This is a genomic window from Phenylobacterium sp. (genome assembly GCF_030698145.1).
Lineage (GTDB): Bacteria > Pseudomonadota > Alphaproteobacteria > Caulobacterales > Caulobacteraceae > Phenylobacterium.
In genome coordinates, this window is sequence record NZ_JAUYNW010000096.1 from 18,768 (window position 1) to 30,584 (window position 11,817).

The 11,817-nt window shown below is 67.4% G+C and carries 10 protein-coding genes; 6 read left to right on the forward strand and 4 right to left on the reverse strand.

Translation table 11 applies throughout. The features are described from left to right. On the reverse strand, positions 1-768 hold the full coding sequence (ppk2, locus tag Q8Q77_RS15200) for a polyphosphate kinase 2 (RefSeq protein ID WP_305584471.1): 768 nt from the start codon (positions 766-768) through the stop codon (positions 1-3). A 49-nt stretch (positions 769-817) separates the two neighbouring features. On the opposite strand from ppk2, the gene Q8Q77_RS15205 reads away from it, so the two are divergent. The 3 genes from Q8Q77_RS15205 to Q8Q77_RS20740 all read left to right on the forward strand — a co-directional run bounded on the left by Q8Q77_RS15205 (position 818) and on the right by Q8Q77_RS20740 (position 3,479). Next, positions 818-1,537 (forward strand): 16S rRNA (uracil(1498)-N(3))-methyltransferase, encoded by a 720-nt coding sequence (locus Q8Q77_RS15205; RefSeq protein WP_305584472.1) that lies wholly within the window; start codon positions 818-820, stop codon positions 1,535-1,537. A gap of 98 nt (positions 1,538-1,635) precedes the next feature. Next, entirely contained in the window at positions 1,636-2,994 is a 1,359-nt protein-coding gene (locus Q8Q77_RS15210) for a glutamate--cysteine ligase (protein ID WP_305584474.1), read from the forward strand. A gap of 2 nt (positions 2,995-2,996) precedes the next feature. Next, positions 2,997-3,479 carry a GFA family protein gene (locus Q8Q77_RS20740; RefSeq protein WP_371130461.1) on the forward strand — a complete coding sequence of 161 codons (483 nt, stop codon included), beginning with the start codon at positions 2,997-2,999 and terminating at the stop codon, positions 3,477-3,479. On the opposite strand, the gene Q8Q77_RS15215 is transcribed toward Q8Q77_RS20740, so the two are convergent. Beyond that, the gene (locus Q8Q77_RS15215; protein WP_305584476.1) at positions 3,382-3,873 is read right to left on the reverse strand and encodes a DUF427 domain-containing protein; all 492 of its coding nucleotides are present in this window, start codon (positions 3,871-3,873) and stop codon (positions 3,382-3,384) included. The two genes, Q8Q77_RS20740 and Q8Q77_RS15215, sit on opposite strands and share 98 nt — an antisense overlap. 186 nt (positions 3,874-4,059) lie before the next feature. On the opposite strand from Q8Q77_RS15215, the gene Q8Q77_RS15220 reads away from it, so the two are divergent. After that, positions 4,060-5,937, forward strand: a complete 1,878-nt coding sequence (locus Q8Q77_RS15220; protein ID WP_305584477.1) for a peptide MFS transporter — start codon at positions 4,060-4,062, stop codon at positions 5,935-5,937. 75 nt (positions 5,938-6,012) lie between these two features. Here Q8Q77_RS15220 and Q8Q77_RS15225 read toward each other — a convergent pair whose 3' ends face one another. Continuing rightward, positions 6,013-8,076: a TonB-dependent siderophore receptor gene (locus Q8Q77_RS15225; protein ID WP_305584478.1), complete on the reverse strand. Its 2,064-nt coding sequence runs from the start codon at positions 8,074-8,076 to the stop codon at positions 6,013-6,015. Positions 8,077-8,210: 134 nt separating this feature from the next. After that, complete coding sequence (gene tldD, locus Q8Q77_RS15230; protein ID WP_305584479.1) at positions 8,211-9,641, reverse strand: metalloprotease TldD; 1,431 nt, start codon at positions 9,639-9,641, stop codon at positions 8,211-8,213. A 341-nt stretch (positions 9,642-9,982) separates the two neighbouring features. On the opposite strand from tldD, the gene coxB reads away from it, so the two are divergent. Then, the gene (coxB, locus tag Q8Q77_RS15235; RefSeq protein ID WP_305584480.1) at positions 9,983-10,957 is read left to right on the forward strand and encodes a cytochrome c oxidase subunit II; all 975 of its coding nucleotides are present in this window, start codon (positions 9,983-9,985) and stop codon (positions 10,955-10,957) included. 17 nt (positions 10,958-10,974) lie between these two features. Next, positions 10,975-11,817: cbb3-type cytochrome c oxidase subunit I (locus Q8Q77_RS15240; RefSeq protein WP_305584481.1), on the forward strand; the 843-nt coding region annotated here is incomplete at its 3' end.

Here is an 11,817-nt window from a genome sequence, read left to right on the forward strand (position 1 = left end):
CTACGCGTTCAACCGGCCGTCGGAGATGGCGGCGATCTCGAAGGGGAACAAGACCGCCGGGTCGGGTTTCTCGACGCCCTTGGCGATCTCCTCGGGGGCGATGGCGTGGACGACGTGGCGCATGATGTTGATCCGCGCGACCTTCTTCTTGTCAGTGGCGGCGCAGGTCCAGGGCGCGGGGGTGTTGTGGGTGCGGGTGAGCATCTCGTCGCGGGCGGCGCTGTAGTCGGCCCATTTGGCCTGCGCGACCTCGTCGAGGGGGCTGGTCTTCAGCGCCTTCAACGGGTCCTGGCGGCGCTCTTTCAGGCGTTCGGCCTGCTCCTCGCGGCCGATGTCCAGCCACAGCTTCACCAGCTTCAGCCCGCTCTCGACCAGCATCTCCTCGAAGTGCGGTACGTCGCGCAGGAAGACTTCCTGCTCCTCGGGGGTGGAGAACCCCATCACCCGCTCGACCCCGGCGCGATTGTACCAGGACCGGTTGAAGATCACGATCTGGCCGGCGGCCGGCAGGTATTGGACATACCGCTGGAAGTACCATTGCGTTCGCTCGACCTCGGTCGGCTTGGGCAGGGCGACGGCCCGCGTGTACCGGATCGAGAGGTGCTCGATCATCCGTTTGATGGCGCCGTCCTTGCCCGCGGCGTCGCGGCCCTCGAAGATGATCAGCACCTTGTCGCCGCTCTCTATGGCGGCCTGCTGGTAGCGGACCAGGGCGAGCTGCAGGGCCGCGAGCTCGGTCTCGTAGTCGTCGATGTCGGCTTTTCCCATGGCGGCGAGCCTAGTCCTGATCCCCGTAGCCCGGCTAGAACCTCAATCCATGATCCGACTGTTCGTCCCCGCCGATCTGACCCAGGGCCAGGCGCTCGCCCTCGACACCGGCCACAGCCGCTATCTCACCGCCGTCATGCGCCGGGAGGTCGGCGACGAGGTGCTGGTGTTCAACGGCCGCGACGGCGAGTGGCGCGCTGCGATCGAGGTCTCCGGCAAGCGCGGCGCGATCCTGCGGCTCATCGCGCTGGAGCGGGCCCAGGCGCCAGGCCCCGACGTCGAGCTGCTGGTCGCGGTGGTGAAGCGCACCCGAGTGGAGACCATCGTCGAGAAGGCCGCCGAGCTGGGCGCCCGGCGTGTCCGCCTGGTGATCACCGAGCGCACCAACGCCGAGCGCGCCCGCATCGACCGCCTGCAGATCATCGCCGCCGAGGCGGCCGAACAGACCGGCCGCATGGACGTTCCGGAAATCTTCGAACCCGTGAAGCTCGGCAAGCTGATAGCGGCGTGGGAGGCCGCGCGCCGGCTTCTGTTCTGCGACGAGGCCGGAGACGCCAAACCGATCCTCGCGGCGCTGGACGGCGCGCCGCCAACCCCCTGGGCCATACTGATCGGGCCGGAAGGCGGGTTCTCTCCGACCGAGCGCGACACCCTGCGGAGCCTGCCCTACGCCATTCCCGCGACCCTGGGGCCGCGCATCCTGCGGGCCGACACCGCCGCGATCAGCGCCCTGACCTTATGGCAGGCCGCCCAAGGTGACTGGACCTAAGCGCGGCTGTAGGGGGCTTGAGCTTTCCTGAATTGCGCCCACCTGTTTGAACAGCGTAAAGATCGCCGCCGTTTCGAGGGGCGCTTGGGGAGATAGAGATGGCCGACGTCATGACGGACGACCGACCCCTCGCCTTAGAGGACATCCTGGCCTGGTTCGACGCCGGCTCGAAGCCGCAGGACCAGTGGCGCGTGGGCGCCGAGCACGAGAAGTTCGTCTTCCGCCTGGGCGCGCACGAGCCGGTTCCCTATGAGGGTCCCGCCGGCATCCAGGCCCTGCTGAACGGCCTGACCCGGTTCGGCTGGCAGGGCGTCTACGAGGGCGAACACATCATCGCGCTGGAACGCGGCAAGGCCAATGTGAGCCTGGAGCCGGGCGGCCAGTTCGAGCTCTCCGGCGCGCCGCTGGAGACCATGCACGACATTTGCGAGGAGACCGGCGTCCACCTGCAGGAGGTCAAGACCGTCGCCGACGAGCTGGGCCTGGGCTTCCTGGGCCTGGGCTTTACGCCGATGTGGCGGCGCGACGAGGTGCCCGTCATGCCCAAGGGCCGCTATAAAATCATGCGGGAATACATGCCCAAGGTCGGCAAGCTGGGCCTCGACATGATGTTCCGCACCTGCACGGTCCAGGCCAATCTGGACTTCGGGTCCGAGGCCGACATGGTGGCCAAGTTCCGCACCAGCCTGGCCCTGCAGCCGATCTGTACGGCCCTGTTCGCCAACTCCCCGTTCATCGAGGGCAAGCCGTCGGGCTTCCTCTCGGCCCGCGCCAATGTGTGGACCGACACCGACCCCGACCGCACCGGCATGCTGGACTTCGTCTTCGCCGACGGCTTCGGCTTCGAGACCTACGCCCAGTACGCGCTCGACGTGCCGATGTACTTCGCCAAGCGTGACGGCAAGTACGTCGACCTCGCCGGCAAGTCGTTCCGCAAGTTCATGGCCGGCGAACTGGCCGAACTGCCCGGCGACCGCCCGAGCCTGAAAGACTGGGCCGACCACACCACCACCGCCTTCCCGGAAGTGCGCCTGAAGCAGTACCTGGAGATGCGCGGCGCCGACTCCGGGCCCTGGAGCCGCCTCTGCGCCCTGCCGGCCCTGTGGACCGGCATATTCTACGACCAGGCGGCGCTCGCCGCGGCCTGGGACCTTTGCAAGGACTGGCAGGTCGAGGACCACGAGCGGCTGCGGGCCGACGTGGCGCGGCTGGGCCTGAAGGCCAAGGTCGGGGGGCGCAGCGTCCAGGACGTCGCCAAGGACATGGTCGCCATCGCCCGCCAGGGGTTGAAGAACCGCAACCGCCTCAGCGGCGGCCTGGTCGACGAGACCGGCTATCTCGCGGAGCTGGAGGAGATCGCCCAGAGTGGGATCACCCCCGCCGAACGCCTGCTCGAACGCTACAACGGCGCCTGGAAGGGTGACGCGAGCAAAGTCTTCGAAGAGTTCGCCTACTGACCATGCCGGCGGGGTCCTGCCACTGCGGCGCGGTCACCTTCCAGGTGGCCGCCGAGATCGTGGAGCTGACCACCTGCGACTGCTCGCTGTGCGTCAAGAAGAACGCCGTCATGGCCAAGGTGCACGAAAGCGCACTGACCATCACGGCGGGCGAGGATCTGCTGTCGCTGTACCAATGGAACACGCGCCGGGCGCGGCACTATTTCTGCAGCCGTTGCGGCGTCTACACCTTCCACCGCAAGCGCGCGGCCCCCGACCATTACGGGGTCAACGTCTTCTGCCTCGACGGCTTCGATGCGAGCGCCGTTCCCGTCCGCGCCACGGAAGGCGTCGGGATGAGCGTCGTGGAGACCGGTGCGCGGGCGCAGTGGCCGGCCCGCGCCAGCCCTAAAGGTCGGTCCGAATCGGCTCCTCGGTCGGCGGCCAGTGGATCTTCTGGCTGGAGCCGGAGCCCGAGTCGGTGTGCTGGATCACCTCGTCGATGAGCTTGGTGTGGTGGTGGGCCGGATCGACGATGTCGTCCTCGACCGCATAGATGTCGACCTTGTCGGGATAGAAGGCCAGCCGTCCGCGGATCTGCTCCATGGCCGGAAAGGGCTCCTCGTAGCTCCACACCGCGTTGTCGGCGAAATGGCCGTCCATCAGGATCGTGAAATACGACGCGTCGCCCTTGTACGGGCAATGGGTTGAGCGGTCCGTCTTGGAGAAATACTCCATCGAGACGTTCTCCCGCGGGAAGTAGACCACAGGCTTGTAGCCCGCCTCCTCCAGGACCAAGGCGTCGCCGGTGTCGGCGATCACGTGGTTCTCGAAGACCACCCGCCAGCGGGTCTTGCCGGGGGTGATGGTGATCGGGTGGTCCGGGCCGGGGATCTTCATGGGACGCGCCTCCTTTGGACGGATAACGCCTGAGATGGGGGCGAAGGTCCCTGTGCGACAAGGGCGCCGGGTCAGGCTTGCTTGTGCTTGACCTTAACGCGTGATCTTCTCCCGCCAAACCAGCCCGGCGGGGGCGAAAAGACCCCAGGGAGCGCCGGCCGTCCAAGGATTGGAAGAACCACCCTCATGAATATCGTTATCCTGCTGGGGATCGTCGTCACGCTGGCGACGGGGATTCCCGTACTGTTGCAGTTGATCAAGACCCATCCCAAGGGGTTGATGATCCTGTTCTTCGCCGAGATGTGGGAGCGGTTCTCCTACTACGGGATGCGCGGCATCCTGATTTTCTACCTCACCCAGCACCTGCTGTTCGACGATGAGGCGGCGGGCGCCCAGTACGGCTCCTATACGAGCCTCGTCTACCTGCTGCCGCTGATCGGCGGTCTGCTGGCCGACCGCTACCTCGGCACCCGCAAGGCGGTGGCCTTCGGCGCCCTGCTGCTGGTCGCCGGCCACATGACCATGGCCATCGAGGGCAGTCCGGCCACCCAGACCCTGACCTATCAGGGCCAGAGCTACGCCGTGGCGTCCGAGGGGCGCATGGAATCGCGCTCGGTCAAGCTGATGGTCGGCGAGAAGGTCTACGACTTCGGTCCCGCCGCGGGCGGCGGCCTGGAGATCAAGAACCTCGAGGCGGGCGCCTCGCTTCCGGCCGTCCTACCCGCGGGCAGCTACACCATGGAGAAGAAGAGCGACCCGATGGGGGTCAACGCCTTCTACCTGGCGGTTTCGCTGATCATCATGGGGGTCGGCTTCCTGAAGCCGAACATCTCCACCATCGTCGGCCAGCTCTATCCGCAGGGCGACCCGCGGCGGGACTCGGGCTTCACCCTCTACTATTACGGCATCAATCTCGGGGCCTTCTGGGCCGCGGTCCTCTGCGGCCTGCTAGGCCAGAACTTCGGCTGGTGGGCGGGCTTCGGTCTGGCCGGGGTCGGCATGGCGCTGGGCTGGGTGGTCTTCGTGCTGGGCAAGCCCCTGCTGCAGGGCAAGGGCGAGCCGCCGAACCCGGAACGCCTCAAGGAGCGGCTGGTCGGCCCGATCAACCGCGAATGGCTGATCTATCTCGGCGGCGTCCTCGGCGTCATCCCGATCTGGCTGCTGGTCCAGCGCAACGATCTCGTCGGCTGGGGCCTGACCCTGTCCACGCTCGCGGCCCTTGCCTTCATCGTCTGGTTCATCGTCAAGAAGTGCGACAAGGTTGAACGCGAGCGGATGATGCTGGCCATGGTGCTGATCTTCGGCGCGGTGGTGTTCTTCACCCTGTTCGAACAGGCCGGCACCTCGCTCAACCTGTTCGCCTCGCGCAACGTCGACCTCTCCATCACCACCGAGGCCATGACCTTCCTCGGCATGCCAATGGGCAGCGCCGAGCAGCTGGCCGCCGCGGGGATCCAGCCCACCGGATGGTGGACCTGGATCGACACCAGCATCGGCGCGGCCCAGACCCAGTCGTTCAACGCCGGCTTCATCCTCATCTTCGCGCCGATCTTCGCGGTCATGTGGACTTGGCTGGGGCAGCGCGGAAAGGTGCTGGACCCGACCTTCACCTTCGGGCTGGGCCTGATCCAGGTGGGCCTCGGCTTCCTGGTCGTGGTCTGGGCGGCGAGCGCGGGCATGGCCGACTCGGCCTTCCGCATGCCGTTGATCATCCTTGGCCTGCTCTACCTGCTGCACACCACGGGCGAGCTCTTCCTGTCGCCGGTGGGCCTGTCGGAGATCACCAAGCTTTCGGTGGCCTCGATCGTCTCGTTCATGATGGCGGTGTGGTTCCTGTCGTCCTCCATCGCCCAGCTCGTGGGCGGCCGGATCGCGGGCCTGATGGGGACCGAGACGGTCGGCGGTCAGGTGCTGGACCCGGCCGCGGCGCTGGCCACCTCCCTGGACGGTTTCGACAAGCTGGGCTGGGTCGGGGTGGGCTGCGGCGTGGCCTTCGTGGTCGCCAGCTTCTTCATCAAGCATTGGGCGCACGGCGCAGGCGTCAACAAGCACCCCGAACTCTAGGGCCGCCGTGACCGACATGGAAAAGGCCGGACGCGGAAGCGTCTGGCCTCTTTCTTTGATCGCGACCCTTGGGCCTCAGCCGCCGAAGGTCTTGCGCAGGCGTACATATAGGCCGCGTCCGAACTGCAGGTCGCGGTCGTCGACATAGGCGATCGGGCTGGTGTTGCGCGGACCGGCATAGACCGTCCGGGTGCTGCGGATCCCGCGTTCGGTGGCGTTGAACACCTCGACCCGCAGCAGCAGGTCGGGCTGCAGCCGGACCTCCACGAAGGGCTTCACGAAGGTCTTCAGCTTCACGGTGTGGATCTGGTTGAACTGGTAGGAGGTCTCGCGCCAGCCGCCGAACACGTCGACGCCCCAGGTGGCCTTCCAGCGCGGCAGGTCGTGGCTGAAGGTCGCCTCCCACTCGAGGGGGCGCAGGTCGGAGATCTCGCGCATCTCGCCCGTCGTGGGGTCGGTGACCTCCGACTGGCGCCAGATGCTCTCGCCCTTGAACTGAGCGCCCTTGAGGCCGAACCGCTCGAGCGGGACGGTCAGGTTCAGGATCAGCTCGTCCTTGGTCCCGTCGCCGATATTGCTGGGCGCGTCATAGACCGAGGTGGCCGTGAAGATCGGGGCCCGGTCGATCGCATCGGTGAGGGCCGAGTGACGGTAGGTCAGCATGACCACCCCATTGTCCCAGAACCGCTGCTCGACGGCGGCCTCGCTCACCCAGGCCTGTTCGGGGTCGAGGTCGGGATTGCCGGCGGTGACCACGCCGGTGCTCAGCGAGGAATCGGCGACGAAGTCGTCGAAGTTGAGCTGGCCCACCACCCGTTCGAAGCGCAGGCGGACCTGGGTCTTGGGCGTCGCCTGCCAGGTCGCGGCCAGCCGGGGCTTGGCGAACTTCAGCGACTTCTCCAGGACGACATCGCCCTCGGAGGAGATCGACGAAGCCTCGTAGCGCAGCCCTCCCTCGAACGTCCAGGCCGGGCTGGCGCGCCAGCTGGCCTTGGTGAAGGCCTGGCCGCGGGTCTCCTCGACCGTGACATTGGCGGCGGGCAGGGGGATCGCGACGCCGTTGGACAGGTATCGCGTCTGGCTGTCGAGCTGGTTGAGCGCGCCCTCAGCGCCCAGCTCGAACGATAGGTCGGCGTTGTACTGATGCTTGAGCACGCCCCGGCCGATGGTCTCGCTCGACTCCCGCAGCAGGTGGAAGAAGGCCGTGTCCGGCGGCGTCAGCGAGGTCGAGCTGATGTCGCGGTCCTTGGTCTGGCGCAGGCCGATGACCTCAAGGCTTGTCCTGGGCCCGAAGGCGCGGGTGAAGCGGGCGCCGAGCTCGGTGTCCTTGCTCAGATAGACGTCGTCGGTGGCGACCAGGGCCGCGCTCGGGAAGAAGACCGTGCGGTCCTCCTCTTCCTTCCATTTCTCCCAGAACATCCGGCCGTTGAAGCGTACCTTGCCGCCCAGGAGGGGCTGCTCGTAGGCGCCGGTCAGGGTCTTCGCAAGGCCGTCGCTCTCCCGCTCGATCTTCGAGTTGGTCAGGATGGTTCCGCCCGGCCCGACCCTCAGGCCGGGACCGATGTCGCCGCCGTCGTCGGCGCCGTAGCCGTACCGGGCCGAACCCTCCCAGTTGCGGCCGTCCTTGCCGCCCGAGAGCTCCAGCCGCACGCCGTGCTGCTGGCGGCCGTCATAGACGCTGTTGTTGGCCACGGCGAACAGGCCGCGAAAACCGCCGCCGGCCTTGCGGACCACGTTGGCCACTACGGTCTTGCCCTGCATGTCGATGCCCGGCGCGCCGCCGCGGATCAGCTCGATGCGCTCGATGTTCGCGGCTGGAATCCGGCGGAGCAGTTCGTCCAGCGGGTCGGTCTTGCTGGCGGGGCGCTGGCCGTCGACCAGCGCATTGCCGCCGCCGCCCTCGAAACCCCGGATGGAGTCGCCGGTGTCGAGCGTGAAGCCCGGCAGGCGGAACAGCATCTCCAGGGCGTTGGCCGCCTGGCTGGCGGCGAAATAGCTGGCCGGATAGGCGATGGCCCCCGCATCGGCCGCCGCCGGGGGCGCGGAAACCGCGGCTGGGGCGTCCTGGGCGGCGGCCGATGCGGCGAACGCAAGGGTCGAGGCCAGGGCGGTGGACGCCAGCGCGACGGACAGTTTCATTCGGTAACACTCCCCACAAGTGACGGCGAACTGACCTGCGCCATGGGGGGAGGGCCAATTAAATCCAGGTCATGTGGATTAATTCGCCGAAAGGTTTTCTGTCAGCGGGTACGCAACGCTTGAGATACGCCGCCCTAGAGGCTGGTGCCGCCGACCGTCAGGCCGGTGAGCTTCAGGGAGGGCTGGCCCACTCCGACCGGGATGCTCTGGCCCGATTTGCCGCAGACGCCGACGCCGGGATCGAAGTCGAAATCGTCGCCGATCATGGTGACCCGGGTGAGCGCTGAGGGACCGTCGCCGATCAGGGTCGCGCCCTTGACCGGGGCGGTGATCTTGCCGTCCTCGATCAGATAGGCCTCGGTGCACTGGAAGACGAACTTGCCGTTGGTGATGTCAACCTGGCCGCCGCCGAAATTGGCGCAGTAGAGCCCGCGTTTCGTCGAGGCGATCATCTCCTCGCGCGTGTGGCTTCCGCCCATCATGGCGGTGTTGGTCATCCGCGGCATGGGCATGTGGGCATAGGACTGGCGACGGCCGTTGCCCGTGGCGGCCAGGCCCATCAGCCGGGCGCTCATCCGGTCGTGCATGTAGCCGACCAGGATGCCGTCCTCGATCAGGATTGTGCGTTCGGTGGGGGTGCCCTCGTCGTCGACGGTCAGCGAGCCGCGCCGTCCGGCCAGGGTGCCGTCGTCGAACACCGTGACGCCCTTGGCCGCCACCCGCTCGCCGATCCGGCCCGAGAAGGCCGAGGTGCCCTTGCGGTTGAAGTCGCCTTCCAGCCCGTGGCCGACGGCTTCGTGCAGCAGCACGCCGTTCCAGCCCGGGCCGAGCACCACATCCATCTCGCCGGCCGGGCATGGGATGGCGTCCAGATTGACCAGGGCCTGGCGCAGGGCCTCCTCGGCCTGGTCGCGCCACTTGTCGGGGCTGATCCAGGCTTCGAACCCGGCGCGGCCGCCGGCGCCGGCGAAGCCGTTCTCGCGCTTGCCGTCCTTTTCCACTGTCAGCTGGACATTGACCCGGCACAGGGGGCGCACGTCGCGGATCAGGCGGCCGTCGGCGCGCAGGATCTCCACCGTGCGGCGCTCCCCGGCCAGGGACGCCATCACCTGGACCACGCGCGGGTCGCGGGCCCGGCACCAGGCGTCGATCTCCTGCAGCAGGGCGACCTTGTCGGAGAAGGCCGGCGAGGCGGTCGGGTCGTCGTCGCCATAGAGTCTGGCGTTGGTGGCGCGCGGCGCCTCGTCAGCGGTCCCCGAATAACCACGCTTGGCGAGCGACGAGGATTGCGCGGCGCGCTTGATCGCGGCCTCCGACACCTCGCTGGAATGGGAGTAGCCGGCCGTCTCGCCCGCCACCACGCGCAGGCCGAAACCCTCGGACGAATCATAGGCCGCCGATTTCAGGCGTCCGTCGTCGAACAGGAATGATTCGCTCTCGGAGCGTTCGACGAACAGCTCGCCGTCATCGGCGCCCGCCAGGGCCTCGCCAAGGATTTCGCGGGCGCGTTCCGGGGCGACGCCGACGGAATCCAGGATCGAGGGCGCGGGCGAATGGGCGTTCATGGGGACGAGCTCACAGTGACAGGCGTTCAGAGATAAGGGCTTGAGCCGTTCGCGTCATCCCATACCGGTGCGTTCCGGCGAACGAGGGTCGGCGCAGTTGCGAGCAACTCTTACTTCGAACGCGAAAAGGCGGGGTTGGGCCCGCCGCCGGGCGAAGATTGCGACCCTATGGCGCGGCGCCGGCCCATAGGGGGCTCTAGCGCCTTGGCAAGCCCCAATTGAGCGCGTATGCACCGCCGACGAAGGGCGGGGCCGCGGGATTGCGTGGCGTCGTCTCGATTCCAGTCGGCGGGGGCGATCGTCTGTTGCGAGGCGCGGCCGGCCAAGCAGACCGAGGGGACATGAAGTCTAGGGTTCAGGGCATGCGGACGTGGGCGGCAGCGGCCGCCACGGGCGCGACTTCGGCGTTCTGGGGCGTCCAGGCGTTCGCGGAAGATTTGATGGGCCAACCGACGCCTAAGGGCATGGGGCTCCAGCCGGCGGCTTCGCCGCTGAAGCATCAGGTCCATTTTTTCCACGATGCGATCCTGCTGCCGCTGATCACCGCGATCAGCGTCTTCGTGTTGATCCTGCTGCTGTGGTGCGTGTTCCGCTACAACAAGAAGCGCAACCCGATCCCAGCCAAGTGGACCCACAACACCATGGTCGAGGTGATCTGGACGGTGGTCCCGGTCCTGATCCTGATGGCGATCTCGGTGGTCTCCTTCAAGCTGCTGTTCGCCTATCACGACATGCCCAAGCCGGATCTGACCGTTAAGGCCACCGGCTACCAGTGGTACTGGGGCTATGAGCTGCCCGACCAGAAGGTCGGCGAGTTCGTCTCCAACATGCTGCCCGAGGACGAGGCCAAGGCCCGAAACGTGCCGTATCGCCTGGCCGCGACCGAGCCGCTGGTGGTTCCGGTCAACAAGGTGGTCCGCGTGCTGGTCACCGGCGCCGACGTGATCCACGCTTTCGGCCTGCCCGCCTTCGGCCTGAAGACCGACGCCGTCCCCGGCCGGGTCAACGAGACCTGGTTCAAGGCCGAGCAGGTCGGCACCTTCTACGGCCAGTGCTCGGAGCTGTGCGGCGTAGACCACGCCTTCATGCCGATCGAGATCAAGGTCGTGACCCAAGCCGAGTTCGACGCCTGGGTCGCCTCCAAGGGCGGTTCGACCTCCACGGCCGCTCCGGCGCCCGCCGCGGCTCCGGCCGCCGACGCCGCTGCGGTCCCGGCCGCGGCGACCGCGCCCGCCACTCCGGCCGCCGCCGCGTCTGCGACGCCCGCGCCGACCTCCACGCCTGCCGCGCCCGCTCCGGCGCCGGCGGCGAAATAAGCTTGGGACAGAGTACGATGGCATACTCCGCCGCTGACAATCACGACGAAGCCGACCACAAGCCGGGCTTCATCACCCGCTGGTTCTTCTCCACGAACCACAAGGACATCGGCACGCTCTACATCCTCTTCGCCATCATGGCGGGGCTGGTGGGCGGCGCCCTTTCGGGCCTGATCCGCTGGGAACTGGCCGAGCCGGGCATCCAGGTGTTCACCCAGGGCTCGCTGCTGGACCAGATCGGCCTGATCGAGGCCTCCAAGCACGGCTACAACGCCGTGGTGACGGCCCACGCCCTGATCATGATCTTCTTCATGGTCATGCCGGCCATGATCGGCGGGTTCGGCAACTGGTTCGTGCCGCTGATGATCGGCGCGCCGGACATGGCCTTCCCCCGGATGAACAACATCTCGTTCTGGCTGCTGGTCGCCGCCTGGGTGATGCTGCTGGTCTCGATGTTCGTGGACGGCGGACCCGGCGCGGGCTTCGGCGGCGGCTGGACCATGTACGCGCCGCTCTCCACCTCGGGCCATACCGGCCCGGCCATGGACTGCGCGATCCTGGCGATCCACCTTGCGGGCGCCAGCTCGATCCTGGGCGCCATCAACTTCATCACCACCATCTTCAACATGCGCGCGCCGGGCATGACCCTGCACCGCATGCCGCTGTTCGTGTGGTCGATCCTGGTGACGGTGTTCCTGCTGCTGCTCTCGCTGCCCGTGCTGGCCGGCGCGATCACCATGCTGCTCACCGACCGGAACTTTAACACCCACTTCTTCGACGCCGCCGGCGGCGGGGACCCGGTGATGTTCCAGCACCTGTTCTGGTTCTTCGGCCACCCCGAGGTCTACATCCTGATCCTG